The 19,099-nt window shown below is 66.8% G+C and carries 11 protein-coding genes; 4 read left to right on the plus strand and 7 right to left on the minus strand.

From position 1 onward, the window contains the following. Positions 1–68: 68 nt before the first annotated feature. The 7 genes from ABE546_RS06445 to ABE546_RS06475 all read right to left on the minus strand — a co-directional run bounded on the left by ABE546_RS06445 (position 69) and on the right by ABE546_RS06475 (position 8,708). Positions 69–944 carry an energy transducer TonB gene (locus tag ABE546_RS06445; RefSeq protein WP_346462986.1) on the minus strand — a complete coding sequence of 292 codons (876 nt, stop codon included), beginning with the start codon at positions 942–944 and terminating at the stop codon, positions 69–71. Positions 945–1,001: 57 nt separating this feature from the next. Continuing rightward, positions 1,002–2,714: a bifunctional isocitrate dehydrogenase kinase/phosphatase gene (gene aceK, locus ABE546_RS06450; RefSeq protein ID WP_346462987.1), complete on the minus strand. Its 1,713-nt coding sequence runs from the start codon at positions 2,712–2,714 to the stop codon at positions 1,002–1,004. A 183-nt stretch (positions 2,715–2,897) separates the two neighbouring features. Continuing rightward, positions 2,898–5,123 carry an NADP-dependent isocitrate dehydrogenase gene (locus ABE546_RS06455; RefSeq protein WP_346462988.1) on the minus strand — a complete coding sequence of 742 codons (2,226 nt, stop codon included), beginning with the start codon at positions 5,121–5,123 and terminating at the stop codon, positions 2,898–2,900. Between the two features lie 305 nt (positions 5,124–5,428). Continuing rightward, positions 5,429–5,932, minus strand: a complete 504-nt coding sequence (locus tag ABE546_RS06460) for a hypothetical protein (protein ID WP_121040564.1) — start codon at positions 5,930–5,932, stop codon at positions 5,429–5,431. A gap of 40 nt (positions 5,933–5,972) precedes the next feature. Beyond that, complete coding sequence (locus ABE546_RS06465; protein ID WP_121040566.1) at positions 5,973–6,266, minus strand: LysM peptidoglycan-binding domain-containing protein; 294 nt, start codon at positions 6,264–6,266, stop codon at positions 5,973–5,975. A 192-nt stretch (positions 6,267–6,458) separates the two neighbouring features. After that, the gene (gene queF / locus ABE546_RS06470) at positions 6,459–7,277 is read right to left on the minus strand and encodes an NADPH-dependent 7-cyano-7-deazaguanine reductase QueF (RefSeq protein ID WP_346462989.1); all 819 of its coding nucleotides are present in this window, start codon (positions 7,275–7,277) and stop codon (positions 6,459–6,461) included. A gap of 99 nt (positions 7,278–7,376) precedes the next feature. Further along, positions 7,377–8,708 carry a M20 family metallopeptidase gene (locus ABE546_RS06475; protein ID WP_176987984.1) on the minus strand — a complete coding sequence of 444 codons (1,332 nt, stop codon included), beginning with the start codon at positions 8,706–8,708 and terminating at the stop codon, positions 7,377–7,379. A gap of 231 nt (positions 8,709–8,939) precedes the next feature. Between ABE546_RS06475 and ABE546_RS06480 the strand changes: the two genes are divergently transcribed. The 4 genes from ABE546_RS06480 to ABE546_RS06495 all read left to right on the plus strand — a co-directional run bounded on the left by ABE546_RS06480 (position 8,940) and on the right by ABE546_RS06495 (position 19,010). Next, positions 8,940–10,178 carry an efflux RND transporter periplasmic adaptor subunit gene (locus ABE546_RS06480; protein WP_121040573.1) on the plus strand — a complete coding sequence of 413 codons (1,239 nt, stop codon included), beginning with the start codon at positions 8,940–8,942 and terminating at the stop codon, positions 10,176–10,178. Positions 10,179–10,266: 88 nt separating this feature from the next. After that, entirely contained in the window at positions 10,267–13,506 is a 3,240-nt protein-coding gene (locus ABE546_RS06485) for an efflux RND transporter permease subunit (protein WP_346462990.1), read from the plus strand. A 34-nt stretch (positions 13,507–13,540) separates the two neighbouring features. Next, positions 13,541–16,666, plus strand: a complete 3,126-nt coding sequence (locus tag ABE546_RS06490) for an efflux RND transporter permease subunit (protein WP_313211076.1) — start codon at positions 13,541–13,543, stop codon at positions 16,664–16,666. 241 nt (positions 16,667–16,907) lie between these two features. Next, positions 16,908–19,010: a TonB-dependent receptor gene (locus ABE546_RS06495; protein WP_346462991.1), complete on the plus strand. Its 2,103-nt coding sequence runs from the start codon at positions 16,908–16,910 to the stop codon at positions 19,008–19,010. Positions 19,011–19,099 lie beyond the last annotated feature (89 nt).

Below are 19,099 nucleotides of genomic sequence, written 5' to 3' on the forward strand. Positions count from 1 at the left end.
TTGTTTCTCCTTGTGCCATTCATCGTCATCGGTACCGACAGCCTACCCACTGGGGCCGGCATGCAGGGTCAGCCACCCAGCGGCGTCAACAGGGTCGGCCCCTTGCCGGCAGCATCGGCCATGAACACCCCGCCGGACGGCAGCATATCGGCCTTGCCATCGGCCGCCATGTCCATGTCCCTGCGCCACGGCGCCTGCTGGCGCGGACCGGGAATATAGGCATCCCAGCGACCGTAGCGCTCGGCGTCGTCTCCGAAGGAGAAGCGTACCGGCACCCGGATGGTCCAGCTGGCTTCATTCCTGTACTCGCCGGTGGTCGGAATCCTGAACGTCCATTTGCGCGCAGCACCCATCGCTACCCGCGACAGCTTGTCACGCATCTTCCGCATGTTCGCCTCATTTGCGATCACACGCAGGTTGACCTGCTCGGTCGCCACGTCCAGGGCGTTGCCATCGCGCCCGACCTGGATCAGCAGGATCACGTCACCGCGTCCCCCTGCATTGAACACGTCCTCCGGATACGCCGGCCGCGACATCTTCCTGCCGGTCACGCTGCTGGTATCGGTTGGGTCGTACGTGTCGAAACTCGCCGCCAGCAGGGTGACCTGGCCCGTGCCATCCGGGTTGTTCTTTGCCCCCAGGCGGATGCTGGCCGGCGCACGCGCCTTGACGGCGCGGCCCTGGCGCCGCACCGGCTCGAAGCGCCAGGTGTGCACCGCACGTTCGACGAACCGGACGACTCCCTCGTCCACCTGGTCCGGCTTGTCGAGACGGAACGCTTCGACCTGGCCTTCGGTACCGATATCGATCTCGCCGGTAAGCACCATGCTGGCTTCGGCCTGCTCGCGCACCTCGCGCTTGGTCTGTGCGTCCGCATCGGGGACCACGACCATGCCCACGCCGCTGAAGGCCAGTGCCAAGGCAAGAATAGGGGAACAACGCATCGCACTATCTCCTTGTGGATACCTGACAGCGTAGCGCAGCGGCGTTCCTGTGGACAATCAAGCCAGCCGCAGCGCGCCGGCATACGGCGGCGTGTCCGGAAAATCACCGCTGGCAAAACCTGCCTGCAGCTGTTGCCACCACACGGGATCCAGCAGATGGCCGAAATGCTCGCGCACGGCCGCCAGCTCGGGCGCCGGCAGCCCCATGAACATCCAGAACCGCTCCGGAAACACGTCACGCGGGCCGATGTCGAACCAGGGTTCATCAGCCAGCGCTTCCTCCTCATTGCGCGGCGTCGGCCATGCACGGAAGTTGCACTCGGTGACCAGGCACAGCTCGTCGTAGTCGTAGAACACCGCGCGCCCGTGGCGGGACACACCAAAGTTCTTCGGCAACATATCGCCAGGAAAAATGTTGTTGCGCGCCATGTCGGTGATCGCCTGCGCGTAATCAAGCGCGGCGACGCGACGTGCCTCGGCGGTCTGCTCACGCAGGTACAGGTTGAGCGGACGGAAACGCCGCTGCACGTAGCACAGCGCGATCACCAGTTCGTCGCCGTCCTCGCGCACACTGCTGGCGCACTGGGTCAGCAGCTCCTCGCGCAGGGCCGAAGAGAAGCGCGCCCGCGGGAAATGCAGGTGCCGATAGGGCTGCGCATCAAGCAGTCGGCCGACGCGATCCAGGTTGAACACCAGGGCGTACTTCTCTTCGACCTGGTGCCGGGTCATGGTTTTCGGCCAGGCGAAGCGGTCCCGGATCAGCTTGAACACCAGCGGATAGCTGGGCAGGGTGAACACCGCCATGACCATGCCGGGCGTGCCGTCGGCATGCACCAGCTGCTCACCTGGCTGTTCGTGGAAGTGACGGAAGAACGTGCGATAGCGTTCGGTCTTGCCCTGCTTGGCACGCCCGAGCACGGTGTAGATCTCATCGACCGGCTTGCCCGGCAGCAGGCTGCGCAGGAACACCACCGCATCGCCCACCGTGGCCAGATCAGCTTGGAAATAGCTGCGCGAGACGCCGAACAGATGCGCGACATCACGGCGCCGGGTCAACACCGCATCCACGCGCAGGCCGCGCTCGTCATGCACCAGCGCGATCACGCAGGGCGAGAAGCGATGCTCACCGAATACGCGCCCCACCAGATAGGCGCGACGCTCGCGATAGAACACGGTGTCGAGCAGTTCAATGCTGCGCACCGGGTAGTCGCCCCAGTGCGCCAGATCGTCCTGCAGGCGCACCGCGATCGCAGCGGCGCAGCGCAGCTGGTGCGCGTACGGCACATCGAAGCGATAGTCTCCCAGTACGCGCATGAAGGCATCGGCCGGGCGCGTGGGCGACAAGGTGTAGCTGTGCCGCGCGACCGGATGGGTAATGGCATCGGAGGGCTCCACGTCCATCGCCATGAACTCGATCGCCCCGTCCACACCGCGGGTGGCGAACAGCCGGCGCGCCAGCGTGTTGTAGAACGTCTTGTACAGCTCGGCGTCGATCAGCCCCGCCAGCAACGCCGCATAGGCCGTGCGCACCTGCAGCCACAGCGCGCGCTCGCCGATGCGCTCACCGGCTGCACGGCGCAATGCATCCACGGTCTCGGCGATACACCGGTCGTACAGCCCGATGCGCTCCACGGCGTCCTGCCGTGCACCGGCCCAGTCGCGCCGTTCGAAGCGCAGCCGCGCACGCCGCGAGATCGCCGCGAAGCGTGCGTGGTAATCCTCGAACCCATCGCGGATCAACCGCGCAAGCGCCTCCGCTGACGCAGTCATGCGGTGCCACCGATGAGGCATGGAACGTTCTGGCAGGAACAGCGACCGTGCATGCATCCACTTCCACAGGACCTGCTGCCACCATACGGCAGCGACTGGGCGCTTGCCCAGCGGGCGCCCACAAAAAAACCCGCGCCGAAGCGCGGGTTCTTCATCGATCACCGCAGCCGCGGGACCGCTTCGTTACAGCGCAGACAGCGCGCTGTTGAAGGTGGTGCTCGGACGCATCGCGGCGCTGGCCTTGGCCACGTCCGGACGGTAGTAGCCGCCGATGTCGACCGGCTTGCCCTGCACCGCCGCCAGCTCGCCAACGATGGTCTGCTCGTTCTCGGCCAGGGCCTTGGCCAGTGGAGCAAAGCGGGCCTTCAGCGCGGCATCGTCATCCTGCGCGGCCAGGGCCTGGGCCCAGTACAGCGCGATGTAGAAGTGGCTGCCGCGGTTGTCGATGCCACCGAGCTTGCGTGACGGCGACTTGTCGTTGTCCAGGAACTGGCCGTTGGCCTGGTCCAGGGTCTTGGCCAGCACGGTCGCACCGGCGTTGTCGTAACGGTTGCCCAAGTGCTCCAGCGAGGCCGCCAGCGCGAGGAACTCGCCCAGCGAATCCCAGCGCAGGTAGTCCTCTTCCACGAACTGCTGCACGTGCTTGGGCGCCGAACCACCGGCACCGGTCTCGAACAGGCCGCCACCGGCCATCAGCGGCACGATCGACAGCATCTTGGCGCTGGTGCCCAGCTCCATGATCGGGAACAGGTCGGTCAGGTAGTCGCGCAGGACATTGCCGGTCACCGAGATGGTGTCCTCACCCTTGCGGATGCGGTCCAGCGAGAAGGCGGTCGCTTCCACCGGGGCCAGGATGCGGATGTCCAGGCCGTTGGTGTCGTGGTCCTTCAGGTAGGTCTCGACCTTGGCGATCACCTGCGCATCGTGCGCGCGGGCGGCATCGAGCCAGAACACCGCCGGGGTGCCGCTCAGGCGGGCGCGGTTCACGGCCAGCTTCACCCAATCCTGGATCGGGGCGTCCTTGGTCTGGCACATGCGCCAGATGTCGCCGGTCTGCACGGCGTGCTCGAACACCACGGCGCCTGCCTCATCGGAGACGCGCACGGTGCCATCGGCCGGGATCTGGAAGGTCTTGTCGTGCGAGCCGTATTCCTCGGCCTTCTGTGCCATCAGGCCGACGTTCGGCACCGAGCCCATGGTGGCCGGGTCGAACGCACCGTGGGTGCGGCAGTCGTCGATCACGGCCTGGTACACACCGGCATAGCAACGGTCGGGGATGACGGCCTTGGTGTCCTGCAGCTTGCCATCGGCATTCCACATGCCGCCGGAGTCGCGGATCATCGCCGGCATCGAGGCATCGACGATCACGTCGCTCGGCACGTGCAGGTTGGTGATGCCCTTGTCCGAATTGACCATGGCCAGGCCCGGGCGCTTGCCGTACTCGGCAGCCAGGTCGGCCTTGATCGCTTCCTGGGTCGCTTCGGGCAGCTGCGGCAGGCGCGCGAACAGATCGCCGATACCGTTGTTCGGATCGAACCCGGCCTGCTTGAGCACCTCGGCATGCTTGGCCAGCACGTCTTTGTAGAACTCTTCGACGACCACGCCGAACATGATCGGGTCGGAGACCTTCATCATGGTGGCCTTCAGGTGCAGCGAGAACAGCACGCCCTTGGCCTTCGCATCGGCGATCTGCGCCTGCACGAACGAGGCCAGCGCATTGCGGCTCATCACCGCGGCGTCGACGATCTCACCGGCCTTGACCGCGGTCTTTTCCTTGAGCACGACGCTGCTGCCGTCGGCTTTGAACAGTTCGATCTTCAGGCTGCCGGCAGTGGCCAGCGTGGCCGACTTTTCGCTGCCGTAGAAGTCACCGCCATCCATGTGCGCGACATGCGACTTGCAGTCCTTGGACCACTTGCCCATGCGATGCGGGTGCTTGCGGGCGTAGTTCTTGACCGACAGCGGCGCGCGGCGATCCGAGTTGCCTTCGCGCAGCACCGGGTTCACCGCGCTGCCCTTGACCTTGTCGTAGCGCGCCTTGATGTCGCGCGAGACGTCGTCGGTCGGCACGTCCGGGTAGTTCGGCAGTGCGAAGCCCTGGTCCTGCAGTTCCTTGATCGCGGCCTTCAGCTGCGGCACCGAGGCGCTGATGTTGGGCAGCTTGATGATGTTCGCGTCCGGGGTGGTCGCCAGCTGGCCCAGTTCGGCCAGGTGGTCGGCTTCTTTCTGGTCGTCTTTCAGGTAATCCGGGAACAGGGCCAGGATGCGGCCGGACAACGAAATATCGCGGGTTTCCACGGCAATGCCGGCGGTGGCGGTGTAGGCCTCGACGATCGGCAGCAGCGACTGCGTGGCCAGGAACGGGGCTTCATCGGTGAGCGTGTAGAGAATCTTGGGCGTGTTCGACATGGGGGATCAGGGCTCTCTTGCAGATCTCGTGAATGATGGCCGACGGCAATGCCGGGCCGCGTGCAACCGTGTCGCGTGCAGGGCCTCGCACAGCCTGGCCCGCACTTTCCCCGGGGACCGCGCCAACCAACGGCGCGCACGGCGGGAAACCCCTGCATTGTCGCGTTTTCAGCCCCCCGGAGCAAAGCCATCCCATACGCAAACGTACTGGAACGCTGTGGTCCGGCAAACGCCCATAAAAAAGACGCAGCCTCGCGGCTGCGTCCATCGTGAGCCTGTTGCCGGGAGAGAGTCGGCGTCTGGGCTTACTTGACCTCAAACTCCTGCGGCGATCCTGCCGCCTTACCATCTACCATGACTTCCGCGCGGTACTTGCCCGCCGGCCAGCCATTGGCATTCTTGAAGGAAATGTTGGTGGTTTCGGCACCGGTGGTATTGACCACCTGGTTCTGCTCACCGGCCACCTGGCCATTCTGGAAGGTCAGCTTGGCCGCCACGTTGGCGTTGTTGGCGCTGCCATCGGTGCGGATCGACACGATGATGTCGTCCTTCGGCGCGAACAGCGCGACCGAGGTGACGGTCTTGTCGGCTGCGGCGGTCTTGCCAACGGTAACGGCCGAAACGTTCACCCCTGCTGCCGCGGTCATCGGCTGCGGCGCGGCTTCGGTCATCGGCGCCGGCGCGGCCGGCGTCATCGCGGCGGGCTGGGCGTTGTTGTCAGCGGTGTCTTCTTTCTTCTTACAGCCAGCCAAGGCCACGGTGGCCAGAAGCGCGGCGAGGACGGCAGTACTGATGGACGACTTCTTCATGTGAGGTTGCTCCCTTGTAGGTGATGGGCAGTACAGCGGATCAGGCTTTGGGCGGCAGTTTCAGGGTCTGGCCCGGTTGGATCTTGTCCGGGTCGTCCAGTACATCGCGGTTGGCCTCGAAGATGCGCTTCCACGCATTGGCATCGCCCAGTTCCTGCTTGGCGATCTTGGAGAGCGAATCGCCCTTCTGCACCGTGTAGGTGCCCCCGACCTTTTCCGCGGTGGTATCCACCGAGGAGGTCACGCCCGAGAAATCGACCTGATCGACTTTCTGCGCGGTGGTATCAACGCTGGCGCTGACACCGGAAAAGTCGACTTTCTTATCGGTACTCATCCATACACTCCCGTCTTGATTGACGACATGGGAGGCACGGTGTCACAGCCCTTGTTAATGGGGCATGGCGTGGGTGTGAAGACGTGCGGAACGGCTACCGGCGGCCACGTTGCCCGGCGGTAGAGCCACCCCATGGGTGGCTGCGCGTGGTGCCGGGTTCCGGGTTCCGGGGCAGCGACCCGTGGGGTCGCTCTACTGGCGCAGGTCGCGGACGGTGCGGGCCGGCAGTTCGATGCCCGGGCTGGCCCGCCACGGGTTGATGTCCAGCCCGCCGCGGCGGGTGTAGCGCGCTTCCACTTCCAGCCACTGCGGCTGGCAGCGTTGGGTGATCTCGCTGAAGATCCGCTCCACGCACTGCTCGTGGAACTCGGCGTGTTCGCGGTAGCTGACCAGGTATTTCAGCAGGCCGTCGCGGTCGATCTTCGGGCCGTGGTAACGCACGCTGACGCTGGCCCAGTCCGGCTGGCCGGTGACCGGGCAGTTGGACTTGAGCAGGGCCGAACTCAACGTTTCGGTGACCACCTCATCGGCATCGGCGAACAGGAACTCCGGGGCCGGCGGGCCGTAGCGCTCAATGGTCACCTCGCGCTCGTCCAGCGACTCGCCCTCGGGCTCTTCCACCAGCGGCGGCACCCCGAGCACCACCGTCACCACCGCCCCGGCACACGCCGACAGATCGCGGGTGATGCACAGGCGCGCGGCCGCGTCATCATCGAAACGCGTGCTGTTGAGCGAGTTGAGATACAGCTTGAACGACTTGGATTCGATCAGGTTCGGCGAGGTGCACGGCACGCTGACCGTGGCCACGGCCACACACGGCTTGCCGCGACCGTCCAGCCAGCTCAATTCATAGGCCTGCCAGCGGTCATGGCCGACAAACGGCAGCGCCGCCTCGTCCAGGCCGATCTCCTCGCGGGCGCCACGGCGCGGGATGGGGAAGAGCAGGCCGGGATCGTACTGCGACGGGTAAGCAACCTCGCGACCGAGGCTGGAGTCCTGGGGGGTATTCATGCCGCCATTTTACGCCGGTAGGCGCGCGGCGTCCGGCGCTGAAAACAAAAGGCCCCGGCCAGCGGCCGGGACCTACCGTCTACCAGCCGTCGTCTGACGTCAGCCTGCGCCAGGCGCCGCAGCCGGCGTCCCGTTGAGGTAATCCAGGCTCACCTGCAGCAACGCGCGCAGGCCCACATCCAGCGCCTTCTCATCGAGCAGGAACTTCGGCGAGTGGTTGGCCGGCGCGGTCGCCGGATCGATCCCCTCGCTGGTGGAGCCCACGAAGAAGAACATGCCCGGCACCTGCTGGGCGTACAGCGAGAAGTCCTCGGCCCCCATCTGCAGCGGCGGCTCGTACACATTGCCCTCGCCGACCACGGCCTGCAGGCTCGGCAGCATCCGCGCGGTCAGTGCCGGATCGTTGACCGTGGCCGGGTTGCCCTCGGACTCATAGATCTCGGTTTCGGCCTTGGCCCCGTGCGCGGCCGCGGTGTGCTCGGCCACGTTGCGCAGGTCGGCGAAGATCTGCTGGCGCATGCCCTCGTCGAAGGTGCGGATGGTGCCGACCATCTCCACTTCATCGGGAATGATGTTGTAGCGGATGCCGCCCTTGATCGCGCCGAAGGTCACCACCGCCGGCTGCTTGGAGAGGTTGGCACGGCGGCTGACGATGGTCTGCGCGGTGCCGACCAGGTCGGCGGTGGCCACGATCGGGTCCACCCCGTTCCACGGCGCCGAGCCATGGGTCTGGCGGCCGATCACCTTGATCCCGAAACGATCCGACGCCGCCATCAGCGGGCCGCCACGCACCGCGATCTGGCCGGCCGGCACGCTGGAGAACACATGCAGGCCGAACACGGCTTCGGGCTTGAAGTCCTTGAACAGCCCTTCCTTGAGCATCAGCGCCGCACCGCCCTCTTCCGGCGGCGGCGCACCCTCTTCGGCGGGCTGGAAGATCAGCATGACCTCGCCGGGCAGGTTCGCGCGCATCTTCACCAGCGCATCGGCCACGCCCAGCAGGGTGGCGGTGTGGGCGTCGTGGCCGCAGGCGTGCATCACCCCGACCGTCTCGCCGCGGTAGGTGCTGGTGGCCTTGGAGGCGAACGGCAGGCCGGTCTGTTCGGTCACCGGCAGCGCGTCCATGTCCGCGCGCAAGGCGATCCGGGGGCCGGGCTTGCCGCCCTTGATGATGGCCACCACGCCGTGGTGGGCGATGCCGGTCTGCGGCTTCAGGCCCATCGCGCGCAGGCGTTCGGCCACCTTGGCCGAGGTGCGTTCTTCGCGGTTGGACAGCTCCGGGTGCTGGTGGAAGTCGCGGCGCCAGTCGATCACCTGGGCCTTGAGGCGGGTCGCGGCGGCGGCCACTTCCGGGCGTTCGGCGGGGGCGGCGGCCGCCAGGCCGGGGGCGGCGAGCAGCAGGGCGGACATCAACAGCGACAGACGGGGCATTGAAGGTCTCCACGGGTCAGAACGGCGGTCGAACCTGAATGTAGGGCATCGGGGCCGGACGCGCTGTAACTTTCTGCCCCGGCAAACGTTCATGGAGGGAACCTCACCCGTCACATCCGGTCTGATCGCCCGTCCCATCCGTCATGCATGAAAGGCCACGGGCGACGAGTATGCTTTGCGCCTAGCCAACCGGGCCCCCCGCCCTCCGCCAGCCCCCTCAGGAGTTATTGAATGTCGCGTTTCTGGAAGATCGTGCTGCTGGTGGTCGCAGTGCTGGTGGTTGCCGTGGTCGGAATGCGCCTGATGGGCGGCAAGAAGGGGGATGCAGGCGGTCCGGCAGCCGAAGGGCGCCAGGGCGGTGATCCGGCCAATGCCGGCCCGGTGCCGGTCACGGTGATCGATGCAGTCCGCCAGGACGTGCCGGTGTATGCCAGCGCGCTTGGCACGGTCGCGGCGATGAATACCGTTACCGTCAGCCCGCAGGTCGGTGGCCAGCTGATCAGCCTGAACTTCAAGGAGGGCCAGGAAGTGAAAAAGGGCGACCTGCTCGCGCAGATCGATCCGCGCACCCTGCAGGCCAGTTACGACGAAGCTGCGGCCGCCAAGCGCCAGAACCAGGCCCAGCTCGCCACCGCCCGCTCCAACTACCAGCGCTCCAATTCGGCCGAATATCGCCAGTACGTGGCCAAGACCGACCTGGATACCCAGCGCAACCAGGTGGCCCAGTTCGAAAGTGCCGTGGCCGCCAACGAGGCCAGCATGCGCGCCGCCCAGGTGCAGCTGCAGTACACCCGCGTGACCGCCCCGATCTCCGGCATCGCCGGTATCCGCGCGGTCGACGCCGGCAACATTGTCAGCGCCGGCACGGCGTTGGTGACGCTGACCCAGATTCATCCGATCCATGTCGTGTTCAACCTGCCCGAGCGCCAGCTGCCGGCCGTGCGCCAGGCCCAGGCCGCCGGCCCGGTAGACATCGCCGCACTGGACCGCAACGACGCGCACGTCCTTACCGACGGCGGAAAGCTGGATGTGGTGGACAACCAGATCAGCAGCGACAGCGGCACCTTCCGCGCGCGCGCCCTGTTCGACAACGAAGACAACTCGCTGTGGCCGGGCCAGTTCGTCAATGTCCGCATGCAGCTGCGCACCATCGCCGGCGGCGTGGTGATCCCGACCCAGGCCGTGATGCGCGGGCCGGACGGCGAATACGTCTACATCGTCAAGCCGGACAGCACCGTGGCCATGCAGACGGTGAAGAGCGGCGTGGAAGTCGGCGACAGCCAGGTGCAGATCACCGAGGGCCTGAAAGGCGGCGAGCGTGTCGTGAGCGAAGGCCAGTTCCGGCTCAAGCCGGGTGCGAAGGTGACCGCGCTCAAGCCGGGCGAAACCCCGGCCGCACCGACCGAAGCCGAACTCAAGGCCGCCCAGCAGCAGGGTGGTGGTGGACGCCGCGGTGGCGGTCCGCGCTGATCGCGCCCGCCCTACGTTCCTGACGCCGGCCCACGCGCCGGCGTTCGCCTGATCCAACGCAGCACGACGCACCAGCAAGGACCCGCCCGTGGGCTTTTCGACGATTTTCATCCGCCGCCCGATCGCCACCTCGCTGCTGATGGCGGGCCTGCTGCTGCTCGGCATCCTCGGCTACCGCCAGCTGCCGGTGTCGGCGCTGCCCGAGATCGATGCGCCCAGCCTGGTGGTGACCACCCAGTATCCCGGTGCCAATGCGGTCACCATGGCCTCGCTGGTGACCACGCCGCTGGAGCGCCAGTTCGGGCAGATTTCCGGGCTGGAGATCATGACCTCCGATTCGTCGGCAGGGCTGTCCACGATCATCCTGCAGTTCTCGATGGACCGCGACATCGACATCGCCGCACAGGATGTGCAGGCCGCGATCCGCCAGGCCACCCTGCCCTCCTCGCTGCCCTACCAGCCGGTCTACAACCGGGTGAACCCGGCCGACGCGGCGATCGTCACCCTCAAGCTCACCTCCGACACGCGCCCGCTGCGCGACGTCAACAATTACGCCGACTCCATCCTCGCCCAGCGCCTGTCGCAGGTGCAGGGCGTGGGTCTGGTCTCCATCGCCGGCAACGTGCGCCCGGCCGTGCGCATCCAGGTCAACCCGGCGCAGCTGTCCAACATGGGCTTGACCCTGGAAGAGCTGCGCAGCGCGCTGACCCAGGCCAACGTCAACGCGCCCAAGGGCTCGCTCAACGGCAAGACCCAGTCCTACTCGATCGGCACCAACGACCAGCTGACCAGTGCCGCCGAGTACCGCGACACCATCATCAGCTACAAGAACGGCCGCCCGGTGCGCCTGTCCGATGTGGCCAACGTGATCGACGGCGTGGAGAATGACCAGCTGGCCGCGTGGGCCGATGGCAAGCCGGCGGTGCTGCTGGAAGTGCGGCGCCAGCCGGGCGCGAACATCGTGCAGACCGTCGAGCGCATCCGCGCGTTGCTGCCGCAGCTGCAGAACGTGCTGCCGGCCGACGTGCATCTGGACATCTTCAACGACCGTACCGAGACCATCCGTGCTTCGGTGCATGAAGTGCAGTTCACCCTGATCCTCACCATCGGCCTGGTGGTCGCGGTGATCTTCGTGTTCCTGCGCCGCCTGTGGGCGACCATCATTCCCTCGGTCGCGGTGCCGCTGTCACTGGCCGGCACCTTCGGTGTGATGGCGTTTGCCGGGATGTCGCTGGACAACCTCTCGCTGATGGCGCTGGTGGTGGCCACCGGCTTCGTGGTCGACGATGCGATCGTGATGATCGAGAACATCGTGCGTTACATCGAACAGGGCAAGAGCGGGCCGGAAGCGGCCGAGATCGGCGCGCAGCAGATCGGCTTCACCGTGCTCTCGCTGACGATTTCGCTGGTGGCGGTGTTCCTGCCGCTGCTGCTGATGCCCGGCGTCACCGGCCGCCTGTTCCACGAATTCGCCTGGGTGCTGAGCATCGCGGTGACGCTGTCGATGCTGATCTCGCTGACGCTCACCCCGATGATGTGCGCCTACCTGCTCAAGCCCGATGCGCTGCCCGAGGGCGAAGACGCGCACGAGCGCGCCGCCGCAGCGGGCAAGACCACCGTGTGGTCGCGCACCGTGGGCCTGTATGAGCGCAGCCTGGACTGGGTGCTGGATCACCAGCCGCTGACCCTGGCCGTCGCCGCCGGCGCACTGGTGCTGACCGTGGTGCTGTACATCGTGATCCCCAAGGGACTGCTGCCCGAGCAGGACACCGGCCTGATCACCGGTGTGGTGCAGGCCGACCAGAACATCGCCTTCCCGCAGATGGAGCAGCGCACCAAGGCCGTGGCCGAAGCGCTGCGCAGCGATCCGGCAGTGACCGGTGTCTCGGCCTTCATCGGCGCCGGGACCATGAACCCGACGCTCAACCAGGGCCAGCTGTCGATCGTGCTCAAGGAGCGCGGCGACCGCGATGGGCTCGACAAGATCCTGCCGCGCCTGCAGAAGGCCGTGGCCGGCATTCCCGGGGTGGCGCTGTACCTCAAGCCGGTGCAGGACGTCACCCTGGACACCCGCGTGGCCGCGACCGAGTACCAGTACTCGCTATCGGACGTGGACAGCGCGCAGGTCGCGCTGCAGGCCACGCGCCTGACCGAGGCGCTGCGCCAGCGCCCGGAGCTGGCCGACGTGGACAACAACCTGTCCAACCAGGGCCGCGCGCTCGAGCTGACCATCGACCGCGACAAGGCCAGCGTGCTCGGCGTGCCGATGCAGACCATCGACGACACCCTGTACGACGCCTTTGGCCAGCGCCAGATCTCGACCATCTTCACCGAGCTCAACCAGTACCGCGTAGTGCTGGAAGTGGCCCCCGAGTTCCGCACCAGCACCGCGCTGATGAACCAGCTGGCGGTAGCCTCCAATGGCGCGGGCGCGCTGACCGGCAGCAATGCCACCAACTTCGGCCAGGTCACCTCGTCCAACTCGTCCACCGCCACCGGTATCGGCGCGCAGAACACCGGCATTCCGGTCGGCGCCGGCAACATCATTCCGCTGGCGGCGCTGGCCGAGGGAAAGGTCACCAGCACCCCGCTGGTGGTCAGCCACCAGCAGCAGCTGCCGGCGGTCACGGTGTCGTTCAACATCGCGCCGGGCTATTCCTTGTCCGATGCGGTCAAGGCGATTGAAGAGACCAAGGCCGGCCTGGACATGCCCTCGCAGGTGCATGCGCAGTTCATCGGCAAGGCCGCCGAGTTCACCGGCAGCCAGACCGATGTGGTGTGGCTGCTGCTGGCCTCGCTGGTGCTGATCTACATCGTGCTGGGCGTGCTGTATGAGAGTTACATCCATCCCTTCACCATCATCTCCACCCTGCCCCCGGCCGGCGTCGGCGCCCTGCTGGCGCTGATGGTGTGCGGGCTGCCGTTGTCGGTGGACGGCATCGTCGGCATCGTGCTGCTGATCGGCATCGTGAAGAAAAACGGCATCATGATGGTCGACTTCGCGATCGAAGCCCGGCGCACCGGCGCCAACGCGCACGAGGCGATCCGTCGCGCGTGCCTGCTGCGCTTCCGCCCGATCATGATGACCACCGCTGCCGCGATGCTGGGTGCATTGCCGCTGGCGCTGGGCACCGGCATCGGCTCGGAACTGCGCCGCCCGCTGGGTATCGCCATCGTCGGCGGCCTGCTGCTTTCCCAGCTGGTGACGCTGTACACCACGCCGGTGATCTACCTGTACATGGAGCGCTTCTCCGAGCGCCTGCGCCAGCGCCGCGAACAGCGTGCGCTGCGTCATGGCCATGGCCCGGTGCAGGAGCCGCAGGCGTGATGATGAGCACCGCAGGCCGTTGCGGAGGCGTTCGATGAACATCTCCGGTCCGTTCATCCGCCGCCCGATCGGCACTGCCCTGCTGGCCATTGGCCTGTTCGTGGTCGGCGTGATCTGCTACCTGCAGCTGGGCGTGTCGGCACTGCCGAACATCCAGATCCCGGTGATCTTCGTGCACGCCAACCAGGCCGGCGCGGATGCCACGACCATGGCCTCCACGGTGACCGCGCCGCTGGAACGCCACCTCGGCCAGCTGCCGGGCATCGACCGCATGCGTTCGTCCAGCTCCGAGGGAAGTTCGCTGGTCTTCATGATCTTCCAGAGCGACCGCGACATCGATTCGGCCGCACTGGACGTACAGACCGCGATCAACTCGGCCCAGGCCGACCTGCCCGCCGGGCTGGGCACGCCGATGTTCCAGAAGGCGAACCCGAACGATGACCCGGTCATCGCGATCGCGCTGACCTCGGAAACGCAGTCGGCCGACGACCTCTACAACGTCGCCGACTCGCTGCTGGCCCAGCGCCTGCGCCAGATCACCGGCGTGTCCTCGGTGGATATTGCCGGTGCTTCGACGCCGGCCGTGCGCGTGGACGTCAACCTGCGCCTGATGAACGCCCTCGGCCTGACCGCCGATGACCTGCGCAATGCCGTGCGCGCCGCCAACGTGACCTCGCCGACCGGCTTCCTCACCGATGGCAACACCACCACCGCGATCATCGCCAACGACTCGGTGGCGCGCGCGGCCGACTTCGCCCAGCTCGTCATCAAGACCGCCGACAACGGCCGCGTGATCCGCCTGCAGGACATCGCCAACGTCTACGACGGGCAGCAGGATGCCTACCAGGCCGCGTGGTTCAACCACAAACCGGCGGTGGTGATGTACGTGTTCACCCGCGCCGGCGCCAACATCGTGGAAACCGTGGACCGGGTAAAGGCGCAGATTCCCACCCTGCGCGACTACCTGGAACCGGGCACCACGCTCACCCCCTATTTCGACCGCACCCCGACCATCCGCTCCTCGCTGCATGAAGTGCAGATCACCCTGCTGATCGCGCTGGCGATGGTGGTGCTGACCATGGCGCTGTTCCTGCGCCGGCTCGCCCCGACCCTGATCGCGGCGGTGACCGTGCCGCTGTCGCTGGCCGGCGCGGCGCTGGTGATGTACGTGCTGGGCTTCACCTTGAACAACCTGAGCCTGCTGGCGCTGGTGATCGCGATCGGCTTCGTGGTCGACGATGCGATCGTGGTGATCGAGAACATCATGCGCCACCTCGACGAGGGCATGACGCGCATGCAGGCGGCCCTCACCGGTGCGCGCGAGATCGGCTTCACCATCGTCTCGATCACCGCCTCGCTGGTGGCGGTGTTCATCCCGCTGCTGTTCGCCAAGGGCATGATGGGCGCGTTCTTCCGCGAGTTCACCGTCACCCTGGTGGCGGCGATCGTGGTGTCGATGATCATCTCGCTGACCCTCACCCCGGCGCTGTGCAGCCGCTTCCTGAGCGCACATGCCGACGCCGGTGCACCCAGCCGCTTCGGCCGCCTGCTCGACGCCGGCCACGACCGCATGCTGCGGATCTACGTGACGCTGCTCGACTTCTCGCTGCGTCATGCACTGCTGCTGTCGCTGACCCCGCTGCTGCTGATCGGCGCGACGGTGTTCCTGTTCGGTGCGGTGAAGAAGGGCGCGTTCCCGCCCCAGGACACCGGCCTGATCTGGGGCCGCGCGAACTCCAGCGCCACGGTCTCCTTCGACGACATGGTCAACCGCCAGCGGCGCATCACCGACATGCTGATGGCCGACCCGGCGGTGAAGACCGTGGGCGTGCGCCTGGGCAGTGGCCGGCAGGGCTCCAGCGCGCAGTTCAACGTTGAACTGAAATCACGCAAGGACGGCCGCCGCGAAACCACCGCGCAGGCCCTGGCGCGCCTGAGCGCCAAGGCCGACCGCTATCCCGACCTGCAGCTGCGCCTGCGCGCGATCCAGGATCTGCCCAGCAATGACGGCGGGGGGGCCAGCCAGGGCGCGCAGTACCGCGTCTCGCTGCAGGGCAACGACCTGGCCCAGCTGCAGGAGTGGCTGCCCAAACTGCAGGCCGCGCTGAAGAAGAACCCGAAGCTCGCCGACGTCGGCACCGACGTGGACAGCGCCGGCCTGCGCCAGAACATCGTGATCGACCGCGCCAAGGCCGCGCGCCTGGGGGTGTCGGTCGGTGCCATCGACGGCGCGCTGTACGGCGCCTTCGGCCAGCGCCAGATCTCCACGATCTACTCGGACATCAACCAGTACAGCGTGGTGGTCAACGCCCTGCCCGAGCAGACCGCGACACCGGGTGCGCTGGACCAGATCTACGTGCGGGCCGGCAATGGCGAGATGGTGCCGATCACGGCGGTCGCCGAGCAGGTGCCAGGGTTGGCGCCCTCGCAGATCACCCACGAAAACCAGTACACGACGATGGACCTGAGCTACAACCTCGCCCCCGGCACCAGCATGGGCGAGGCCAAGGCCATCATCGACAGCACGGTCAATGGCATGCGCATGCCCGGCGACATCCGCCTGGCCGAGGACGCCGGGTTCGGGTTCGATTCGGACCCGATGGCGATGCTGATCCTGGTGATGGCGGCGATCATCACCGTCTACCTGGTGCTGGGCATGCTGTATGAAAGCCTGATCCACCCGGTCACCATCCTGTCCACGCTGCCGGCGGCGGGCGTGGGCGCGCTGCTGGCGCTGTATGGCACCAACACCGAGCTGTCGGTGATCTCGATGATCGCGCTGGTGCTGCTGATCGGCATCGTCAAGAAGAACGCGATCATGATGATCGACTTCGCGGTGGTAGCGCAGCGCGAGCATGGGAAGACACCGCTGGAAGCCGCACGCGAAGCCAGCATCGTGCGTTTCCGTCCGATCATGATGACCAGCATGGTGGCGATCCTGGCCGCGGTGCCCCTGGCGATCGGGCTGGGCGAAGGTTCCGAACTGCGCCGCCCGCTGGGCATCGCGATGATCGGCGGCCTGCTGTTCTCGCAGAGCCTGACCCTGCTCAGCACCCCGGCGCTGTACGTGATCTTCTCGTGCCTGCGCGAGCGCTGGGCGGCCCGGCGGGCCCGCCGTCGTGAAAAGCGTGCGTTGAAGCGCGCCGCGGCCGCACGGTGACGGCGGCACGGCTGCACTGAACGTGGTTCATGCAGCCAGGTGCCGACCGTGGGTCGGCACGCCGCCGGATTGACGCTTCCGGCCCAAAAGAGAACAATTCGCATCAGCCACGGTCCTGCACTGCCCCCCGCGATGCCCCGCTGCCGCTGACGCGGCACGCCTGACGACTCAGCCACCCCCTCTTTTCCGCCTTCTTCTGATCGCGGACGGTGTGCTGCCGCCCGCGGAGGACCCCCACAACATGCGCCAGTCTGTGTCTTCGCTCCCGGCCGTGGTGCCGGGCCGCCGTGCCCTGCGCCCGGCCCTGCTCGCCCTTTCCCTGACCGCGGCCTGCACCGCCCACGCCCAGTCCGCCCCGGATGGCGGCGTCCGGGCGCGCTCGGCCACCGACCTGGATGCGATCAAGGTCATCGCCGAACGCACCCATACCGACACCGGCGCGCTGGGCGACCGTGCCGTGCGCGATACCCCCTTCGCGATCTCGGTGGTGGGCCGCGAGGACATCGAGAAGCGCCAGGTCGTCTCGCTTGGCGAGGCCTTCCTCACCGATCCGTCCGTGGTCACCCAGGTCAGCGCCTACGCCAGCGGCTGGAGCTCGCCGATCCGCAACCGCGGTATCGACCTCAGCTACGACAGCTACCGCGTCAACGGCCTGCAGGTTTCCTCGTGGGGCACCGAGTGGCCGCTGGAAGTGATGGAGCAGGTGGAACTGCTGAAGGGTCCCGGTGGCTTCATGTATGGCTTCGGCCAGCCCGGCGGCATCGTCAACTACGTGACCAGGAAGCCGACCGAGGTCACCACGCTGTCGGCGCAGCTCGGCTGGCGCGAGGCGGGCATCGTCAGCGGCCAGGTCGATGTGGGCGGGCGCTTCGGCAACGAAGACATGTTCGGCTACCGCTTCAATGCCTATCAGGAGAAAGGCGAGACCTTCAACGGTGGCGAGGTAGACCGCAAGGTCGGCGCACTGTCGCTGGATGCGCGTCTGAGCGACCGCCTCACCTGGACCTTCGACGGCGTGTTCCAGTCACGCGAGCTCAGCAACGAATCCCCGCAGTACTACTTCATCGGCCTGACCGCGCTGCCGCGTCCGCTCGCGGGCGACATCGACAACAGCATCGACGGCAGCTACTACGACACCCGCTCCAGCCTGCTCTCCACCGCGTTGAACTGGCAGATCAACAGCGACTGGAAGGCCAGCCTGAGCTATGGCGTGACCACCTCCTGGAACGACGTCAACAAGATCTTCGCCTACATCGATGACGTCAACGGCGACTACAACGTCAACACCTACGAGCTCGGCGGCAAGAGTGAGTGGAAGCTGGCCCAGGCCATCGTGCAGGGGCGGTTCCAGACCGGCCCGTTGTCGCACGAGGTCGTTGCCGGCGTCTCCCACCAGACCGGCCTGGGCTGGGACCGCCCATACGAATGGAACACCATCGGCCGCGGCAACCTCTATCAGCGCCCGACGCTGCGCCATGACGCGGTCGGCTCGCGCGTGCTCAGCCGCGGCAGCGAGACCGTGCAGCAGGCGGTATTCGTGAGCGACACCGTCAGCTTCGCCGATGGCTGGTCGCTGCTGGCCGGCGCGCGCTACAACGACTTCGAAAACAAGGGCGCGTACCACACCTATCCGGTCACCCCGACCTACGCCCTGATGTACAAGCCGGCCGATGCCGTGACGCTGTATGCCAGCTACGTCGAATCGCTGGAAGCCGGCAGCCGCGTGGGCAGCGATTACATCAATGCCGGCGACGTGCTCGACCCCACCATCAGCACGCAGTACGAGATGGGCGCCAAGATCGAGTACCCGCGCTGGAGCGCCAATGCTGCCGCCTTCCGATTGGAGCGTGGCGCGAACATCGACCTGATTACGTCCGCCGGCAAGCTGCTGGTGCAGGACGGCATCACCCTGTACGAAGGCGTGGAAGTCAGTGGCGATGTGCGCCTGACCGATGCCTTCACCCTCGGTGGCGGCGTGACCTGGCTGGACCCGACCTACGACAAACTCTCCCCGGGCAGCGCCAGCCAGGAAGGCAACCGCACCGCCGGCGCCGCCCGCTGGCAGGGCGTGCTGCACGCCGACTACAGCATCCCGCAGATCGAGGGCCTGAGCGTGTACGCACTGGCCCGCTACTACGGTGACGTCTACTACGACGCCGACAACACGCTCAAGCTGCCCGACTACACCCTGGTCAACGCGGGCGTCGGCTACCGCATGCAGGCTGCCGGCCACCCCGTCACCTGGCGCGCCGGCGTGGAGAACCTGGCCAACAAGAAGTACTGGTCCAACGCAGGCGTCGGCCTGCCGCGCACCTTCGCGGTAAGCGTGCGGTTCGATATGTAAGCCGGATGCATGCTGGTCGTGGGGGGGGGGGGGGGGGGGGCGCGGAGGCAGGGGGGGGGGGTGGGGGGCGCCCCCCGCAAAGTAAGGAG

This window comes from Stenotrophomonas sp. TWI377 (genome assembly GCF_039674525.1).
Lineage (GTDB): Bacteria > Pseudomonadota > Gammaproteobacteria > Xanthomonadales > Xanthomonadaceae > Stenotrophomonas.